17 protein-coding genes are annotated in these 18510 nt (G+C 35.7%); 12 read left to right on the forward strand and 5 right to left on the reverse strand.

What is annotated here, in order from left to right; all coding sequences use genetic code 11:
* Positions 1–57: 57 nt before the first annotated feature.
* The 10 genes from BUB25_RS01910 (at position 58) to BUB25_RS01955 (ending at position 10490) form a co-directional block, all read left to right on the forward strand.
* Positions 58–549: a YybH family protein gene (locus BUB25_RS01910; RefSeq protein WP_072938975.1), complete on the forward strand. Its 492-nt coding sequence runs from the start codon at positions 58–60 to the stop codon at positions 547–549.
* Between the two features lie 115 nt (positions 550–664).
* Positions 665–1792: a methionine aminotransferase gene (locus BUB25_RS01915; RefSeq protein ID WP_072938978.1), complete on the forward strand. Its 1128-nt coding sequence runs from the start codon at positions 665–667 to the stop codon at positions 1790–1792.
* A gap of 72 nt (positions 1793–1864) precedes the next feature.
* Positions 1865–2746: an SDR family oxidoreductase gene (locus BUB25_RS01920; RefSeq protein WP_072939000.1), complete on the forward strand. Its 882-nt coding sequence runs from the start codon at positions 1865–1867 to the stop codon at positions 2744–2746.
* A 617-nt stretch (positions 2747–3363) separates the two neighbouring features.
* Complete coding sequence (udk, locus tag BUB25_RS01925) at positions 3364–3972, forward strand: uridine kinase (protein WP_072939004.1); 609 nt, start codon at positions 3364–3366, stop codon at positions 3970–3972.
* A gap of 104 nt (positions 3973–4076) precedes the next feature.
* Positions 4077–4400, forward strand: coding sequence for an FtsB family cell division protein (locus tag BUB25_RS01930; protein ID WP_072939007.1), 324 nt, complete (start codon positions 4077–4079; stop codon positions 4398–4400).
* 31 nt (positions 4401–4431) lie between these two features.
* The gene (locus tag BUB25_RS01935) at positions 4432–5796 is read left to right on the forward strand and encodes a methylmalonyl-CoA mutase subunit beta (RefSeq protein WP_072939010.1); all 1365 of its coding nucleotides are present in this window, start codon (positions 4432–4434) and stop codon (positions 5794–5796) included.
* A gap of 35 nt (positions 5797–5831) precedes the next feature.
* The gene (gene scpA / locus BUB25_RS01940) at positions 5832–7964 is read left to right on the forward strand and encodes a methylmalonyl-CoA mutase (RefSeq protein WP_072939014.1); all 2133 of its coding nucleotides are present in this window, start codon (positions 5832–5834) and stop codon (positions 7962–7964) included.
* 357 nt (positions 7965–8321) lie between these two features.
* Positions 8322–8858, forward strand: a complete 537-nt coding sequence (locus tag BUB25_RS01945) for a hypothetical protein (RefSeq protein WP_072939017.1) — start codon at positions 8322–8324, stop codon at positions 8856–8858.
* Positions 8859–9161: 303 nt separating this feature from the next.
* The gene (locus BUB25_RS01950; RefSeq protein ID WP_072939019.1) at positions 9162–9692 is read left to right on the forward strand and encodes a hypothetical protein; all 531 of its coding nucleotides are present in this window, start codon (positions 9162–9164) and stop codon (positions 9690–9692) included.
* 261 nt (positions 9693–9953) lie between these two features.
* Complete coding sequence (locus BUB25_RS01955) at positions 9954–10490, forward strand: hypothetical protein (protein WP_072939022.1); 537 nt, start codon at positions 9954–9956, stop codon at positions 10488–10490.
* 66 nt (positions 10491–10556) lie between these two features.
* Here the strand turns inward: BUB25_RS01955 and BUB25_RS01960 are convergent, their stop codons facing one another.
* The 5 genes from BUB25_RS01960 to dapF form a co-directional block, all read right to left on the reverse strand.
* A complete protein-coding gene (locus tag BUB25_RS01960; RefSeq protein WP_072939762.1) occupies positions 10557–11198 on the reverse strand; it encodes a peptidoglycan-binding protein LysM in 642 nt (213 codons plus the stop codon).
* Positions 11199–11996: 798 nt separating this feature from the next.
* Positions 11997–12917 (reverse strand): DUF2279 domain-containing protein, encoded by a 921-nt coding sequence (locus BUB25_RS01965; RefSeq protein WP_072939765.1) that lies wholly within the window; start codon positions 12915–12917, stop codon positions 11997–11999.
* Positions 12918–12919: 2 nt separating this feature from the next.
* Positions 12920–13960 (reverse strand): endolytic transglycosylase MltG, encoded by a 1041-nt coding sequence (gene mltG / locus BUB25_RS01970; RefSeq protein ID WP_072939025.1) that lies wholly within the window; start codon positions 13958–13960, stop codon positions 12920–12922.
* Positions 13961–13971: 11 nt separating this feature from the next.
* A complete protein-coding gene (locus tag BUB25_RS01975; RefSeq protein ID WP_072939028.1) occupies positions 13972–14505 on the reverse strand; it encodes a GNAT family N-acetyltransferase in 534 nt (177 codons plus the stop codon).
* A 20-nt stretch (positions 14506–14525) separates the two neighbouring features.
* The gene (dapF, locus tag BUB25_RS01980) at positions 14526–15308 is read right to left on the reverse strand and encodes a diaminopimelate epimerase (RefSeq protein ID WP_072939767.1); all 783 of its coding nucleotides are present in this window, start codon (positions 15306–15308) and stop codon (positions 14526–14528) included.
* Positions 15309–15445: 137 nt separating this feature from the next.
* On the opposite strand from dapF, the gene BUB25_RS01985 reads away from it, so the two are divergent.
* Together BUB25_RS01985 and BUB25_RS01990 are read left to right on the forward strand one after the other, a co-directional pair.
* Positions 15446–16846, forward strand: a complete 1401-nt coding sequence (locus BUB25_RS01985; RefSeq protein WP_072939032.1) for a trypsin-like peptidase domain-containing protein — start codon at positions 15446–15448, stop codon at positions 16844–16846.
* Positions 16847–17004: 158 nt separating this feature from the next.
* Positions 17005–18453 (forward strand): glyceraldehyde-3-phosphate dehydrogenase, encoded by a 1449-nt coding sequence (locus BUB25_RS01990; protein ID WP_072939036.1) that lies wholly within the window; start codon positions 17005–17007, stop codon positions 18451–18453.
* Positions 18454–18510: the final 57 nt, after the last annotated feature.

Genomic DNA, 18510 nt, shown 5'->3' on the forward strand with positions numbered 1-18510 from the left:
ATTCTCCCTTAATCTCCAAAAAATTATTCTTAATTAAATTTAAAACCAAATACAATTATGAAAAACAAGATTTTTAAAGGAGGATTAGTGCTGCTGATTATCACTTTGATGATTGCCTGCCAAAAGAAAGAGACTCCCATGGTTGCTGTTGACCTAGAAGGAGTAAAAACTGAAATTCAAGCCATGGAAGATGGCTTTGCCAAAGCTTTTAATGAGAGAAATGCTGATGGAATCATGTATTATTCTGATGACGCCATCAGTTATTCTAATGGAAAAATGCCTATGATGGGCAAAAAAGCCATTCACGAATCAATAAAAGAAGAATTAAACAATTTTCCTAAAGGAGCAAAAATAGCCTTTAAAACCAATGAAGTTCATGTCTCAAATGACGGAAATCAAGTGGTGGAAATTGGCGCATACCAAGTTATGGATTCGACAAACACAAAAATGATGAGCGGAAATTTCATCAGTCTCTTTGAGAAAAAAGACGGCAAATACATTTGCATCAGAGATATGGCCAATTCTGATATGCCAAAACCGGCTAAATAAATCAAAACAAGACTGAAGCGCTGAAATGAAGTGCTTCAGTTTTTGATAAATCCCCCCACAAAGATTTTCTCAACCCGAAGCTTTTACTTACTTTTAGATCAATAAAAAAAAAGGTATGTCTAAACTTCCCAATATTGGCACGAGTATTTTTACGGTAATGTCTAAAATGGCTGTCGAATACAACGCCATTAATCTTTCGCAAGGATTTCCCAATTTCCCCGTTGACGAACGTTTAACTGATATTGTAGCTCAACTTGCCAAAGAAAACGTGCATCAATACCTTCCTATGGCTGGCTACACGCCTTTATTGTCCAAAATAGCCGCTCTTGTCGAGAAATCCTATGGAAGAATTATTCAACCTGAAAGCGAAATATTGGTCACGGCAGGCGCTACAGAAGGAATCTTCGCCAGCATTCAAGCATTGGTACAAATGAATGACGAAGTAATTATTCTAGATCCCAGTTATGATTGCTATGAAGCTCCCGTTTTATTAAGTAATGCGATTCCCGTACGCGTAGCTTTAAATGATGATTACACCCCAAATTGGACAAGGATAGAGAAAGCCTGTTCGTCAAAAACCAAAATGATAATCATTAACAATCCTCATAATCCAACAGGGAAAATTTTAACCCAAACAGATTTTGAAGCCTTAGAAAAGCTATTGCTAAAATTCCCCAATATAGTTTTACTCTCTGATGAAGTTTATGAATACATCACTTTTGAGAAAAAACACCTTTCAGCTCATACACGAACTAATCTTTTAAATCGTTGTATCATGGTTTCTTCTTTTGGCAAAACATTTCATGTTACGGGCTGGAAAGTGGGCTATCTTATAGCTCCAGAATATCTGATGACAGAAATCAAAAAAGTACACCAATTTTTAGTTTTTAGCGTCAATAGTATTTCTCAAGTGGCAATTAGCAATTATTTAGACTTCGTTTCTGTTGATGAAATTGGAGGTTTTTACCAGAAAAAAAGAGATTATTTCAGAGAATTACTCCAAACAAGCCGATTTGAATTAATGCCTTCTGAAGGAACCTATTTTCAAGTAGCTTCTTATGCGGCCATTTCAAATGAAAATGATGTGGACTTTTGCAAAAGATTAATTATAGAACACGGCGTAGCGGCAATACCCATCTCTACTTTTTATGCTGATAGGAAAGATTTGCATTTAATTCGTTTTTGCTTCGCAAAGGACAATGCCACATTAGAAGAAGCGGCTCAAAAACTCTGCGCCATTTGACAAATTGATTTTTTTTATTATGCATGCATAATATTTATTTCCTATATTTACAATTAAAAAAAAAGAAACGACATGAATTATACCGATAAAATGCTACGCGATGACGCCCTAAAAGGAAAAGTAATTGTGGTTACCGGAGGCGGAAGCGGCTTAGGAAAAGCAATGACCAAATACTTCTTGGAATTAGGTGCCAAAGTCGCCATTACATCACGAGATTTAGAAAAATTAAAAAATACGGCAACAGAATTAGAAGCCGAAACCGGAGGCAGTTGTTTGCCTCTACAATGCGATGTGCGTCATTATGAAGAAGTAGAAAACATGCTGCAAGCGGTATTGAAAACCTTTGGAAAAGTAGATGTTTTATTGAACAATGCCGCTGGAAATTTCATCTCACCAACCGAAAGATTATCAGCCAATGCCTTTGATACCGTAATTGATATTGTCCTTAAAGGATCTAAAAACTGTACATTGGCCTTTGGAAAACATTGGATCGATACTAAACAAACATCAGCCACTGTGTTGAACATTGTCACCACTTACGCCTGGACCGGCTCAGCCTATGTTGTGCCAAGCGCTACTGCCAAAGCAGGTGTTCTAGCCATGACTCGAAGCCTTGCCGTAGAATGGGCTAAATACGGTATACGTACCAATGCCATTGCTCCGGGACCATTTCCTACCAAAGGAGCTTGGGACCGATTATTACCGGGTGATTTAGCCGAAAAATTTGATATGTCCAAAAAAGTGCCATTAAAACGGGTGGGAGACCACCAAGAGTTAGCTAATTTAGCTGCCTATTTGGTATCTGATTTCTCTGCTTATATCAACGGAGAAGTGGTCGTTATTGATGGTGGCGAATGGCTTAAAGGTGCCGGACAATTCAATTTGTTGGAAGCTATTCCGGAAGAACTTTGGGATCAGCTGGAAATGATGATAAAAGCAAAAAAGAATAAATAATGCGAATCAAGGGTTGGTTTTATATGCCGTCCTCTGGGACTTTTTCACAAATCTTAAATACTTTTCTTTAAATATGTCGCTCCTCTGGAGCTTATAATGCATAAAGCTCATATAAAAAAAGCTCCGTTAGGAGCGAAATAGCTATAGAAAGTATAATTCAATAGATTCAAAGCTCCAGAGGAGCGATATATTTATGACAAATTAATTATCATAAACAATCATAACTTTCAACCCTTGATTAGCATAAATAATTAAGATCTGATTTTTTTTTTTTTTAGAAGAGGGAGCCTCAAAAGGGCTTCCTCTTTTTTTTGATTACTAAAAAAGATGCTGAAAACAGGAAAACTTCTTTCATCTATGGAACATCTGCCCTAGCCCAGATAGCAGTGAAAAGTTGTGCAGCGAAAAAACTATTTTTTCTTGTCCCGAAAGAGTGACCAACGGAAGCTCCTTTCAGGGCATTAGAAAAAAAGTTTTAGAGCAAAAAACTTGAAACGTATAGCTGGATCAGCTCCTCAGCCTGACTAGCAATTCAGTTAAATATTTTATAAAAAAAAACAAAATTAGCTCCCAATAAAATTGCTATTTTTGCCCTATCAATTATAACAAAATATTATATGCTTATTATAGGAATTGCAGGTGGAACGGGAAGCGGAAAAACAACCGTAGTTCATCAGATTATGAATGAATTACCGGAAGCGGAAGTTGGTATTATTTCGCAAGATTCCTACTATAAAGAAAACCACGGCCTATCATTTGATGAAAGAGCACTAATCAATTTTGATCATCCGCGCGCGATTGATTTCGAATTATTGGTTGCACATCTGAAGGAATTAAAAGCCGACAGAAACATACATCAGCCTGTATATTCTTTTGTGACCCACAACAGAACAGACGATACTGTTTTTACACATCCCAGAAAAGTAATGATTGTTGAAGGAATTCTGATTTTGGCAAATGCCGAACTGAGAGAACTTTTTGACATTAAAGTTTACGTTCACGCAGATTCTGACGAGAGATTAATTCGCCGTTTAAAACGCGATATTGCCGATCGTGGCCGCGATATGGACGAGGTTTTGAACCGTTACCAAACCACCTTGAAACCGATGCACGAACAATTTATTGAACCTACCAAAGCATTTGCCGACATCATCATTCCTAATGACAAATACAACACTGTTGCAATTGATGTGGTTCGTGCGGTAATAAATCAGAAAATTCTATAATTTATTGTAATTTTATAACATTCCAATTTTTAGGAGACTTTCCCGTAAATTCTTTTATTCACTTCAAGTGACAACCGGAATAGCAGAGCTAAAAAACAAAATTTATGAAAAATCCTTACAAAGACAAACCTTGGTTTAAATTCATGAGTAACAAATACATCTGGGTTTTACTGTTTTTCACCACTTGGATGCTTTTCTTGGATAACTATTCCTATTTTGACCATCGTATTTTGGATCATCAAATCAATGAACTTGAAGATAATAAAGAATATTACCAACAAGAAATAAAGAAGGATGAAGAGCAAATTAAACAGCTGAAAAATCCCGAACAAATAGAAAAATATGCCCGCGAAAAGTACTACATGAAAAAGGACAGCGAGGACATTTATATTATCGAGTTTGAAGGTGACAGCATAGAAAAAAAATAATAAATCTGGAATTATTAAAATCAGAATCAAAATGAACAGTAATTTATTCGAAGATTTCGATCCCGTTTCTTCCAAACAATGGAAACAAAAAATCCAGTTTGAGCTCAAAGGTGCGGATTATAATGAAACCTTAATCTGGAATTCTCCAGAGGATATTAAGGTTAAACCTTTTTATCATAAAGACGAATTTACAAAATCGATTCCGGTTACCACAAAAGCCACAGACTTTAAAATTTGCCAAAACATTTTTGTTTTTGATATCGATAAATCAGTAGAAAGAGCTTTTGACACTCTAAATAGAGGTGCCGAAAGTCTTCGTTTTACTATTGAGGACGAAAACACAGACATCGGTGCACTTCTTGAAAAACTTCCTTTAAAAACGGTGCCTGTTTACTTCAATTTCAACTTTTTCTCAATCGATTTCGTTCAAAAAACAGATCGTATTGCGAGACAAAAAGAAGCGAAAATATTCTATAATATAGATCCCATTGGACAATTGGCCCGCGAAGGCAACTGGTTTGTTACAAGCGAAAAAAACAATTTCGACTCACTCAACACACTATGTACAGCGATTCCTAACAGCTCCGTCATTAGTGTTGATTCGAGTTTGTATCAAAATGCAGGCGCCAATATGGTGCAACAAATTGCCTATAGCATGGCGCATGCCAATGAATATTTTAATAGAATTCCTATTATCAATCAGCCGATTGTTTTTGAAATTGCCGTGGGAACGAATTATTTCTTTGAAATTGCAAAACTGCGAGCCTTTCGATTATTATTCAATGCAATAGCCAAAGAGTACAATCACAATCACGATTGTCATCTTTTGGTTTCTCCAAGCAAACGCAACAAAACATTATACGACTACAATGTAAATATGCTGCGCACCACTACTGAATCTATGTCGGCAATATTAGGAGGTGCGGATGCCGTTGCCAATTTGCCTTATGATTCTTTGTACCATAAAGACAATGAATTTGGAGATCGAATTGCTCGCAATCAACTGTTGATTCTTAAAAACGAAAGTTATTTTGATAAGGTAAATAATCCAGCTGACGGGAGTTATTATATTGAATCATTGACAAAACAATTAGCCGAAAAAGCATTGGCCTTATTCAAAGATATTGAAGCGAGCGGTGGTTTTTTGAAACAATTGAACGAAGGAATTATTAAAAGAAAAATTCAGGAAAGTGCTGACAAAGAACAGGAACTTTTTGATTCGGGAAAAGAAGTTTTATTGGGAACCAATAAATACCCCAATAAAGATGACAGAATGAAACACAATCTGAAACTCTTTCCTTTTGTAAAAATCAAACCCCGAAAAACATTGATTAATCCGATAATTGAAAAACGATTGGCGGAGAAAAAAGAACAAGAACGTCTGGATTTAGAATAATTAAGTGAATCAAACCTGTTAAATTAGTCTCAAAAATGATCAGAAATGACCTCAAACATATTCAATTAGACCATCAAAAGTCGGAAACCTTCAGCCAAAACCCATCGACAAAAGGTTTTCTTACGGCCGAAGGTATTGAACTCAAGCCAACCTATTCCGAAGAAGATATTGAAAATCTCAATCATCTGGATTTTGGAGCGGGCTTTGCGCCAAATTTACGCGGTCCGTATGCTACCATGTATGTCCGTCGACCTTGGACGATTCGTCAATATGCCGGATTTTCGACTGCTGAAGAAAGCAATGCTTTTTACCGAAGAAATCTTGCCGCAGGCCAAAAAGGATTATCGATCGCTTTTGATTTACCCACGCATCGGGGCTATGATTCCGATCACGAACGCGTGGTAGGTGATGTAGGAAAAGCTGGCGTTGCCATTGACTCGGTTGAAGACATGAAAATATTGTTTGACCAAATTCCATTGGATCAAATGTCAGTTTCGATGACCATGAACGGAGCTGTTTTGCCCATTATGGCTTTCTATATTGTGGCAGCCGAAGAACAGGGTGTAAAACCAGAGCAACTTTCGGGTACCATTCAAAATGATATTCTTAAGGAATTTATGGTGCGCAACACCTATATTTATCCGCCAAGTCCTTCGATGAAAATCATTGCCGATATATTTGAATATACCAGCAAAAAAATGCCCAAGTTCAACTCCATTTCCATTTCCGGCTATCACATGCAGGAAGCGGGAGCGACGGCTGATATAGAGTTAGCATACACCTTGGCCGATGGATTGGAATACATTAGAACAGGATTGGCTACCGGAATGAAAATCGATGACTTTGCCCCCCGCCTGTCTTTTTTCTGGGCCATCGGTATGAATCATTTCATGGAAATTGCCAAACTGCGTGCCGGAAGAATGATCTGGGCCAAATTGGTAAAACAATTCAATCCAAAAGATGATAAATCACTGGCATTAAGAACCCATTGCCAAACCAGCGGTTGGAGTTTAACAGAACAAGATCCTTTTAATAATGTTGCCCGTACCTGTATTGAAGCGGCAGCGGCAGCTTTTGGCGGAACTCAGTCCCTACACACCAATGCGCTGGACGAAGCCATTGCTTTGCCAACGGATTTCTCTGCCAGAATTGCCCGAAATACCCAAATATTTTTACAAGAAGAAACTAAAATCACAAAAACCGTTGATCCTTGGGGAGGCAGTTATTATGTTGAAAGCCTGACCCATGAAATTGCCAAAAATGCCTGGAAGCTAATCGAAGAAGTCGAAGAACTGGGCGGCATGACCAAAGCCATAGAAGCCGGAATCCCAAAACTCAGAATCGAAGAAGCGGCAGCCAAAAAACAGGCCCGCATCGATAGCGGTCAGGATATCATTGTTGGTGTTAACAAATACCGACTGGAAAAAGAAGACCCTTTGCATATCCTAGATGTGGATAATCAAATGGTACGCAGGCAACAATTAGAACAGCTCGATCGCATTAAGGCAAGCAGAAATAACGAAAAAGTACAGGAATCATTGAGAAAATTAATTCTTTGTGCCCAAACCGGAGAGGGAAATTTATTGGAATTAGCAGTAGATGCTGCCAGAAACCGAACCACTTTGGGCGAAATTAGCGATGCCTTAGAAACGGTATTTGGTAGATATAAAGCACAAATTAAATCCTTTAGCGGCGTGTACAGTAAAGAAATAAAAGACGATAAAAGCTTCGAGAAAGCCAAACAACTAGCTGACACCTTTGCCAAACAAGAAGGCCGTCGTCCTAGAATCATGATAGCCAAAATGGGCCAAGACGGTCATGATCGAGGTGCTAAAGTAGTTGCTACAGGCTATGCTGATGTGGGCTTTGATGTGGACATTGGCCCCTTGTTTCAAACTCCGGCTGAAGCAGCTAAACAAGCAATAGAAAATGATGTACATATACTGGGAGTTTCCTCACTTGCAGCGGGACATAAAACCCTGGTTCCTCAAGTAATTGATGAACTAAAAAAATACGGTCGTGAAGATATTATGGTAGTTGTAGGCGGTGTTATTCCTTCCCAAGATTATCAATACTTATTTGATGCTGGCGCGGTAGCCGTTTTTGGACCAGGAACAAAAATTAGTGAAGCCGCCATCCAAATATTGCAAATTTTAATTGGAGACTAAGCTACAATTAGACGATTATAAAGATTCAAAAAACACCAACAAAGTTGGTGTTTTTTTGTTTTTACTCCAGATGATAAATAATTCGCAAAGAAACAAGTACAAGTTAAAGTTCTTCTTAAAAAACTGTAGCTCTAGTATTTACAAATTAACAAATATTACACAATTTATTGACAATCAAATAGATACAAAAACAATACCTTTATTAAAAGTCACGATTTCATAAATAAATTTTCAAAAAAAACATAGTTAATAAAAAAAATAAAGCTTTAGAATTAATTTATTATCATAAAAAGGGGAAGTAACTATAAGCCTTAAAATTATTCTTGGGCTGAATAAAAATAATTAAAATCAACTATTATGAAAGCGTACATTATTGTTTTTTTATTTTTAGGATTAACAAATTTATCCTACTCCCAGAATAAAACAGAATTAGATCCATCTGATGGTAACATCTCTATTGAAAACTTACCCGCTGTGGTAATTAAAAGTGTCGGAGATGACTTTTCTGTGTATATAACTGACCGCAATTCTGATCCAAAAGTCAGGAAGCTTCAAGATCGTTTTATAGCCTACGATCTGGGAAAAAACTTAGAAGGCTATGAAACTTACTTAGTGTATATGGAAATAAAAGGGGGAGCATTAACCGCTACCTATGACGAAAAAGGAAAATTAATTCGCGTGGTAGAAAATTATGTCAATGTAAAGCTTCCCGCCAAGGTATTTTACTCCGTATACAAAAACTTTCCTGGATGGGAAATTATTAATGATAAATACCTATACTCTCAGGAGAATGGAGATATTCTAAAAAAAGAATACAATCTTAAAATAAAAAAAGGGAACGAAACCAAAAGATTAACGGTTCGTCCAAATGGTGAAATAATATCTGGAATGTAATTTACAAAACACTTAAAATCAACTTGAGGCTGTTCATAAAAATGGGCAGTCTTTTTTATTAGAACTATAATTACAAAGATAGACTTATTATAATTAACAAAAAATACATAAAACATTAACTATCAAATATTTGCAATTTAACTACCTTTATAATGAATAACAAAAACATCCGGAAATAGCCCCAAAATTGACCTTTTTTTTTAAAACATTTACTATAGAATGAACAACAATAGAAGGGGAAGAAAATTGCAAGCCTTATGTTCTATTTTATAGTATACAATTAAACAATTAAAATCAACTATTATGAAAGCGTATTTTATTGCTCTGTTAGTTATAGGACTGGCGAATATATCTTATTCCCAAGATAAAAAAAAGAATGATAACGCAATTGTTGGCATTGAAAACTTACCGGCAGTAGTTATCAAAAGTGCAGGAGAAGACTTCTCTGTATATTTACCAGACAGAAACGCAGATCAGAAAGTTAGAAAGTTAGAAGACAGTTTCATTGCCTATAACCTAGGCAAGGACTATGAAGGCTATGACACCTATTTAGTATACATGGAAATAAAAGGAGGCACCTTATCTGCCACTTATAATGAAAAAGGGAAACTAATTCATGTTGTAGAGAATTATAAGGGCGTAAAACTCCCTTCAGAAGTGATTTATTCTATTTATAAAAATTTCCCTGGATGGGAAATCATAAATGACAAGTATTTATATTCACAAAAAGAGGGGGATATTGTCAAAAAACAATATAATCTTAAAATAAAAAAAGACAATCAAACCCGCAAATTAGTCGTACATCCTAACGGCGAAATAGTAGAAGAAAAATAATTCTAAAAATAATCCAAGACTGTCCAAAAATAAGGGCAGTCTTTTTCATAAATGCCACTTATTATGCATAAATATAATAGCGTCTTTAGAATTCAAAAATAAAACCAAATTCCATACTATTTCCCCATCAACTCAAAACAAAATAGTTGTAAAAAAACACAAAATCAGGCGCTCATACAATACTTTTTTTATTGCCCTCATCAATCCTTTCTTTTCTTAAAACCTATATGCGAATTGAGTATTAATTTAAAAACAAACATTATGAAATCAATTATCCTTACTTTTCTTTTAATAAGTTTAAGTGTTGTGTCCTATTCACAAGACAAACCAAAAAAAGACAACCAACAAGGGAAAATGAAAATTGAAGAATTACCCGCTGTGGTAATTAAAAGAGTAGGTTCTGATTTTTCAGTATACCTTCCTGACAAGAATCCTGATATGGACGTGAGAAAGATGGAAGAAAAATTTATAGCCTATGACATTGGTAAAGATTATGAAGGCAATGAATCCTATCTGGTGGTAATGCAATCCAAAAAAGGATCTTTGGCGGCTACTTATGATGAAAATGGAAAGCTTACACGGGTAGTGGAACAATATAAAAATATACGGCTACCCAACGAAGTCATATATTCTGTTTATAGAAATTATCCCGATTGGTCTATAGTCAATGATAAATTTTTATACACCCAGGAAGAAGGAGACATTAATAAAAAACAATACAATCTAAAAATAAAAAAAGGAAAAGAAACCATGAAATTAACGGTCCGTCCCAATGGTGAGATTCTAAAAGCAAAATAAAGCTATTAATCATAAAGAAAGGCATCCAGAGTTTCTGAATGCCTTTCTTAGTTTACTGTCTTCTAATTAATTTAGACTTGCAATTGCATTGACATTAGCCACAATTAATGAAGTATCATATCCTCCAAATGCTTTCATATAACTTCTTATAGACGTTCCATAAGCATCTCTAATATATTTCTTTCCGTTATATTTAAAGTATCTTTTTACGGAACCAGCGCCCCCTAGATGGGCTGCAGCCAAAATTCCAGACTCAGTAACCAAAATTCCGTTTACCACTTTCCCATCGTACTTATCAATAACATCTTGTAAAATGGCCTTATTTTTTGACAAAAGGGCTACAAAAGCTCTTTCCTGCATCTTAGGGCTTCTCAAAAATAAAGTAGAATCATGTATCCCCACTGATTTTAAGGTTTCACTCCCAAATTGGTATTTACCCATATAACCGAGAGAATTAACTTTTTTGTATTTTCCTTCAGATTCTTTGAAACCAATTGCTTCTTTGAAACCAATAAATAAATTTCCGGTAAAAGGGATGTTCAAATTGGTGTAATCGTCTTCTTCAAGTGATGGAAATAAGTATCGAATTCCATCTGTGTTTTTTATTAGAAACCATTCGTCAGTATCTATTTTAAGGGGTTTAAAACCGGAGCTTAAAAAAGCTATAATAATAGTTAAACTTGTATAAAAATACCACTTCTTTATCATAAATTGTTTTTCTTCAAAACGCTGTCCCGCTTCAAAATTTCTGCGTGCAAATATACCACTATTTTCCATAATATTGACAATCAAGTTATTAAAATAAAAAATAAAACGAACTGAAGCTCTTAAGTCCTTATTTATAAGAGCATTCCAACGATTGAATTGAAATCAAACCAAGCTATAAAAACAAAAAAAAGTGCAAATTGAAAAAGGAAAAAGAACTCAAAATTTGATAAAAACGTCGTTAAAATGACAATGATACACGAAAAAATAAATTCAAAATTCAGCTATTATCGGCTTCAAAATTTTGTTTTTAATACTGATTGATACTATCCTAAATTTCCAAAAAAAACAACCACAAAAATTCATGATCATAAGCTATAATGCAATGATTAGTGGCTCCTTTTTTTCAAAAAAGGAAAAGCAATAAAATTTAAATAAATGTCACTCTCAAAGTAAACTCATGATAGAAGACCTAGTTTACAAATTTTATAAACCAAGCCAAGCTTGGTACATTAAAAGTTGTCTAAGTAAAGGCTTGAAAATAATTATTAAAGCATCAATTGATACTCTGGCTAACATAAAATAAATCCTGAACAATATCTTTCCTCAACTGGCTAATGTCAATGATGAAGTACCATTAATGTTTTCCAGAATTATCATTAATTTAACTTAAACCACTTATTTTCGAATATCTTGCAAAAAATCAACTTGTAAATCAGATCTGATCAATAAAAAAAGCTTTTTTTTTTAAATCTTCATACTAAATTTAAAACAAAAAAAAGACTTATCAATATTTACATTCTAATAATAGATAAAATGAGCTTTAATTCGGTTAAACTGCTGAATTTCAATTGTTGGAGCAGGAATTTTCAAAGTATTAAACACTGAAAATAGTGTTTTAAAAAAATGGGATTGAGTTTCTATCTTAGTCAAGTCTACATCAAAACTCAAATACAGCTGCCTGAAGCTTTCCGTTTTTGGAGCCAAAAATAAATCTTCCTTTGGGGCATTGCCGCTAATCATCCCTTCGGCACCATATCCTATCGCCAGATTGAGCCATTTGGGTATTTTAGATTTTTTATAAAAAGAATGTAAGTTTATCGAAAGCCAATACGTTTGCCCATTATAGTCTTTCAACAACTGTTCGGCTAAAGAATTTCCTAAAACATTAGGTCTATATTTGGCATATTGAGTGGTATGGAATGAAAATTTAGGCACAATACGTTGTTCATTCCAGATTAATTCTTGTGAAACAAACAAAGCAGTCCCCGAAGCATTTGCGATTATATCACCAGTCGAAGCTCCCCACTCAGATGAAAAACCATCCAAAACCTCAACTGCAGTCAAAAAAACAAATCCCATGCCTGCTCCATAAAGTAATTGTTCTTTTTTTGTTGCACCGCTCCATTGCATCATTTCGGCTCCCAGCCTGCCTAATTGATAGGATGAATAGAAATGCCCCACTTTGTCCATTTGCAACCATTCGGCATTATCATTTATAAAATGAAAACGGGAACTTAGATAATCTGCATACCATAATTGGTTGAGGCCAATTAAAGCAACCGAAGCCAAAGCAGTTTCGGTTATAATAAGTGCATTTTTCCTTTTGAGATTCAGGCTATCCGCAGGTTTCAAAAAGCCTTCAACTGTATTTTGAGCAAATGCAGTGTGGAATCCCCATATAAAAAAGAGTAAAAAAAGCAGCCTTTTTTTACTCTTCAAAACTATCTTTTTACGCCTTGGCTGTTGATCCAATCTGAATATTTTTTAGCATTTACATTGTGCTCTTCCAAAGTAGCAGCAAATTCATGGTAACCAAAACGATCTACACTGGCACAAAAATAAAGGAAATCATTCTTTTCCGGATTCAACACCGCTTCCAGCGCTGTTATGTCTGGCATCGCAATAGGCCCAGGGGGAAGCCCCGTATTTACATAAGTATTATAAGGAGAAACCATTGTCAAATCATTATAAAAGACTCTTTTAATAACCTGGTCAAAATCATTGTCTCTTTTTTTAATGGCATAGATCACCGTAGGATCAGCTTGTAGTGGCATTCCCAATCTCAAACGGTTCAGGTAAACTCCTGCAATCCTCGGTCTTTCGTCTTTTTTAACAGATTCTTTATGAACAATTGAAGCCAATATTGTAGCCTCGATAGGCGTTAATCCTTGTTTTTCAGCTTTGGCAACACGCTCCGCATTCCAGAAATTACGGTACTCTTTCATCATCTTATCGCGAAATTTCACTGCTGATGTGTTCCAATAGATTTCATAAGTATTAGGAATAAACATCGCTAAAACGTTCTCTTCATTAAAGCCATTTTCTTTCAAAAAAATAGAATCCTTGAAAGAAGCAAGTAAAGACAAGCTGTCTGCTTCTATTTGGGAACCTACACGTCCAGCAAAATTCTCCAAACGTTCTTGGTTGTTAAAAGCCAATTTCACAGGAATATTAACTCGTAAGGCTTTTACTAATTCATAACTGCTCATTCCTTTTGTAAATAAAAAACGTCCCGATTTGACATTTTCGGAATAGCTTGTTTTATCGGCTACCATTTCAAAACGCCCCATATTTTCAACATAAGGCGAAACTATTTTTTTTACGGCTTCATAATTGGCATCCGTTGGCACATAAACATAAACCTCATTCTCAACAAATTTAGTATTAGCTGCAAAAATTTGTCTGACCAAAATAAATCCGTAAACGATTAATCCGGTCACTAAAACTACCGATACGATTGAAATAATTTTTTTAAAGTTCAAAGCTGAAAAATTTAAAGTTGTTGATTAATTAATTGAAAAACGGCTTCATCTACATAATTGCCATTGATAAGATTCCAATCTTTCTTTATGCCAATACATTGAAAGCCAAATTTAGTAAAAAGAGCCTTACTTGCTACATTTTCGACACCTATATTTGCATACAATTGGTGTAAATTAAGGTTCCTAAAAGCATACTGAATCAATAATTCAACTGCTTCCGAACCAATATTCTGATTCCTATTCTCATTGCCCTGTATCACTATTCCTATACCCGCTCTGTTGTTCTTTGGATCAAAATCAAACAAATCGATCAATCCTAGAGCAGGGAAATCTTGATCTTGACAAATGGCCAATCGCAATTGTTTGGCTTCATAAATATCCTGATGTGCATTTTCTAAATACTGCCTTACTAAAAATCGACTATATGGCGTATGGGTATTGCTCACTTCCCAAATGCTCTGATCGTTTTCTATGGCATAAATAAACTCCAAATCATTGGGTTCTAATGCTCGGATGTAGATATTGTCTCCTTTTAGAGTAATCATGGCATTTTGGATAGGTTTAATTAAATCGAAATGGTTCCTTTAAAAACGAATTCGGCAGGTCCTTTCAGGAAAATATTGGTAAACTGATTGTCCTTTTTATCAAAAGAAACGACTAATTTCCCGCCTTCCACATTCAAATCAATCGAAGTGGCCTGGGTCGCTCCGGTGGCATTCATTGCAATGGCAACTGCTGTTGCTCCAGTTCCGCAAGCTAGTGTTTCGTCCTCAACCCCTCTTTCATAAGTACGAAGCGAAAAAGTATTCGCGTCTATTTTCTTGACAAAATTGATATTGCTTCCTTCTTGGCCGTACAATTCGCCGTAACGAATCTGGGCGCCTTTTTCTTTCACATTATAATGTTCCAAATCATCCACTAATTGTACATGATGTGGAGAACCCGTATTGAGAAAAGTATAGTCTGACGTTTTTTTGATATCGGCTACATCTATCATTTGCAGCGAAACGATTCCGTTTTCAGCCACAGAAGCATGATGCAAACCATCAATGGCATTAAAAACTGTTACATCATCAATCACATGAAGTTTTTTGGCAAAAGCTACTAAACATCTTCCTCCGTTACCGCACATGCTACTTTGATTTCCGTCAGAATTGTAATAGACCATTTTAAAATCAACTTCAGGATCATTTTCTAACAATATCAACCCGTCCCCGCCTATCCCGAAACGTCTGTCGCATAAATGAGCAATTAGGTTTGTATCCTCTTTTGGAAAGCTGTTAGAACGATTGTCAATCATTACAAAATCGTTTCCGGTTCCTTGGTATTTATAAAATTCTATTTGCATTTTCTTTAAATTGTATTCCACAAAAGTACGAACTATTAACGAAATGTTAATCATTGTTAAAGAGCGTTAAACTGTTTTTTGTGATATCATTTTAGCTTTATTTTTACTTAACAAATAACGTAAAAACAAACTCTATTATGAAACAATATTCTCAGCTTTTTCTAGTGTCGTTAATAAGCGGAGCGATGACATTAGGAGCTTACAAATTACTATTTGACTCCAATGGTTATTTTTCGAACAACCACAATTCAATAACAACTACAGCGGCCGACTCTTATGCAAAAAAAGTAGGCTTATCCGGCGAAGTACTTGATTTTACCGAGGCAGCCGAAAAAACAATACATACGGTAGTTCACGTAAAAAACGTATCCTATAAAACCATTTCTAATCCTATGCTGGAGTATTTCTATGGATACAAAGGAGGGCAACCACAAGAACAAATAGGAACAGGTTCCGGGGTAATTATCTCTGAAGATGGCTACATCGTGACTAATAATCATGTGATAAAAGACGCCTCAGAAATTGAAATTACCTTAAACAACAAAAAATCATACAAGGCAAAACTCATTGGCACCGATTCGAAAATGGACATTGCCCTATTAAAAATTAATGCCGATGAGAAATTACCTTATACCGCTTTTGCCAACTCTGATTCCGTTAAAATTGGCGAATGGGTCCTTGCCGTTGGAAATCCGTACAACTTAAATTCGACGGTAACGGCAGGAATTGTTTCGGCCAAAGCTAGAAACATAGGAACCAGCGGTATTCAATCTTTCATTCAAACAGATGCCGCCGTAAACCCAGGAAACAGTGGCGGTGCCTTGGTCAATAGCCGTGGTGATTTAATAGGAATCAATACCATGATTTCGTCCACTACAGGTTCTTATGTGGGTTATTCCTTTGCCGTTCCTTCTAATATTGCCCGAAAAATTATCGAAGATCTTATGGAATACGGCAATGTACAAAGAGGAATTCTAGGTGTTCAGGGTGGAGAATTGAATGCCACGGCTTCTAAAGAACTTGGTATAAGCCAAACGGAAGGTTTCTATATTAGTAATGTGACCAAAAATTCTGGAGCTTCTAAATCCGGACTTCAAAAAGGAGACATTATCATAAAACTGGATAATCAAAACATCGCTACTTATGCTGATCTTTCGGGTTATATTAATACCAAAAGACCTAATGACAAAGTAGAGGTTACTTTTATCCGAGATGGGAAAAATAAAAATGTGGCTGTCATCCTAAGTAAAAATGAGTTTTTTAGCACCGAATTCAAAGGAATAGAATTAGAAAACCTGAATGCTGCCGACAAAAAGAAATTTAACATCAATTACGGCGTTAAAATTAAAGCCATAAACAATGAAAATTTGATACAGTATGAAGAAGAACTGAAAGGAAACATCATTCTAAGTATAGACAATGTAAAAGCAACCGATATTGAAACGGTTTCGAAACTATTAAATAAAAAAGAAGAAAACCAAAGCATTCGTCTCGAAATGATCAATAAAAACGGGGAACTCATCCGAATCATCATCTAAGCTTTCGATTCATCAAAAACCAAAGCCAGCTTGCCAAAAAACAAGTTGGCTTTTTTTATTTAAAAAAAACCTAAAATAGTTTACGAAATCGATTGAAATGGGTACTTTTGCACCAAATTTAAAAAAATAACCATTCAATTTTTACAAATTTTCATCTTATGAACAATACCGTTTTGTATCAAAAAGAAATTTCATTTCAAGTCGACAGACGTCGTGCAGGAGTCGAATTAATCAAAATCATCAGTGATTTATGGTATGACAAATCCATAGAAATGGTTTTGTTCAAAAATCAATTGCTCGATAAAAACGTAAGTGACATTATCAACTTGCATCAATATGCGGGGGAATTTGTTGGCAAACCAATTACTGTTTTCGACTCAGTAGAAATTGCAAGAGTTGTTTTAGAACTGGACTTGCCGCCTTCAAAATTAGATATTGGTAAATTAACTTACGAATATTTATTGGAAGACGAAAAATATCCAGATGCCAGACACTTTGTATTGGATAAATTAAAAGATGCTAAATTCTCTGAAGAAATTCAACCCAAGGATGTTGTTCTTTATGGCTTTGGTAGAATTGGACGTTTATTGGCTCGCGAGCTGATGTCTAAAACCGGAAAAGGAAATCAATTGCGATTGAGAGCCATTGTAACCCGAGATAAAAACGACGTTTCTTCTCTGGAAAAAAGAGCTTCTTTGTTGCGTTATGATTCCATTCACGGAGATTTTCAAGGCTCAGTAACTGCTGATCCGGAAAACAATGCCCTCATCATCAACGGCACCACTGTTCATATCATCACAGCAAATGCTCCAGAAGAAATCGATTATACAGCATATGGAATTGACAATGCTTTAGTCATTGATAATACAGGAGCTTTCACCACTAAAGAAGCGCTCAGCAGACATTTGGTTTCTAAAGGTGCCGATAAAGTATTACTTACCGCTCCAGGAAAAGGAGTGCCAAATATTGTTCATGGGGTAAACCAAAACGAGTACAATCCTGATGAAATTGACATTTTCTCAGCAGCATCTTGTACTACAAATGCCATTACACCCATCCTAAAAGCAGTAGAAGACACTTTAGGAGTTGTCAAAGGACACCTGGAAACGATTCATGCTTACACAAATGATCAAAACTTGGTGGACAACATGCACAAAAAATACCGTCGTGGTAGAGCTGCCGCCCTGAATATGGTTATTACCGAAACCGGCGCTGGAAGTGCTGTTGCAAAAGCTTTGCCTTCCTTAGAAGGAAAATTAACCTCAAATGCCATTCGTGTTCCTGTCCCTAATGGATCATTAGTAGTATTGAATCTTGAAGTAAACGAGGAAACGTCTATTGCCGAAATCAATGCTATCATGAAAAAATACGCCTTAGAAGGCGAACTGGTAGAGCAAATCAAATATTCTTTGAATAATGAGTTGGTTTCTTCGGATATTGTGGGAACCTCTGCACCTGCCATTTATGACAGTAATGCCACTATCGTTTCGGCTGATGGAAAAAATATCGTACTATACATTTGGTACGACAATGAATTTGGATACAGTCACCAAGTAATCCGCTTGGCCAAATATATTGCCAAAGTAAGACGTTTTACGTACTACTAGTACAGCTTACAGGTTGGTTGTTGCGGTTTCAAATTTTTAGTTTTTAGTTTTTAGTTC

Origin of the sequence: Flavobacterium granuli, from assembly GCF_900129705.1 — a bacterium.
GTDB classification, from domain to species: domain Bacteria; phylum Bacteroidota; class Bacteroidia; order Flavobacteriales; family Flavobacteriaceae; genus Flavobacterium; species Flavobacterium granuli.

Excerpts from the sequence above, each read along its gene's own strand:
- BUB25_RS01910 (WP_072938975.1), top strand. The coding sequence starts at position 58 with ATGAAAAACAAGATTTTTAAAGGAGGATTAGTGCTGCTGATTATCACT.
- BUB25_RS01915 (WP_072938978.1), top strand. The coding sequence starts at position 665 with ATGTCTAAACTTCCCAATATTGGCACGAGTATTTTTACGGTAATGTCT.
- BUB25_RS01920 (WP_072939000.1), top strand. The coding sequence starts at position 1,865 with ATGAATTATACCGATAAAATGCTACGCGATGACGCCCTAAAAGGAAAA.
- udk (WP_072939004.1), top strand. The coding sequence starts at position 3,364 with ATGCTTATTATAGGAATTGCAGGTGGAACGGGAAGCGGAAAAACAACC.
- BUB25_RS01930 (WP_072939007.1), top strand. The coding sequence starts at position 4,077 with ATGAAAAATCCTTACAAAGACAAACCTTGGTTTAAATTCATGAGTAAC.
- BUB25_RS01935 (WP_072939010.1), top strand. The coding sequence starts at position 4,432 with ATGAACAGTAATTTATTCGAAGATTTCGATCCCGTTTCTTCCAAACAA.
- scpA (WP_072939014.1), top strand. The coding sequence starts at position 5,832 with ATGATCAGAAATGACCTCAAACATATTCAATTAGACCATCAAAAGTCG.
- BUB25_RS01945 (WP_072939017.1), top strand. The coding sequence starts at position 8,322 with ATGAAAGCGTACATTATTGTTTTTTTATTTTTAGGATTAACAAATTTA.
- BUB25_RS01950 (WP_072939019.1), top strand. The coding sequence starts at position 9,162 with ATGAAAGCGTATTTTATTGCTCTGTTAGTTATAGGACTGGCGAATATA.
- BUB25_RS01955 (WP_072939022.1), top strand. The coding sequence starts at position 9,954 with ATGAAATCAATTATCCTTACTTTTCTTTTAATAAGTTTAAGTGTTGTG.
- BUB25_RS01960 (WP_072939762.1), bottom strand. The coding sequence starts at position 11,198 with ATGATAAAGAAGTGGTATTTTTATACAAGTTTAACTATTATTATAGCT.
- BUB25_RS01975 (WP_072939028.1), bottom strand. The coding sequence starts at position 14,505 with ATGATTACTCTAAAAGGAGACAATATCTACATCCGAGCATTAGAACCC.
- dapF (WP_072939767.1), bottom strand. The coding sequence starts at position 15,308 with ATGCAAATAGAATTTTATAAATACCAAGGAACCGGAAACGATTTTGTA.
- BUB25_RS01985 (WP_072939032.1), top strand. The coding sequence starts at position 15,446 with ATGAAACAATATTCTCAGCTTTTTCTAGTGTCGTTAATAAGCGGAGCG.
- BUB25_RS01990 (WP_072939036.1), top strand. The coding sequence starts at position 17,005 with ATGAACAATACCGTTTTGTATCAAAAAGAAATTTCATTTCAAGTCGAC.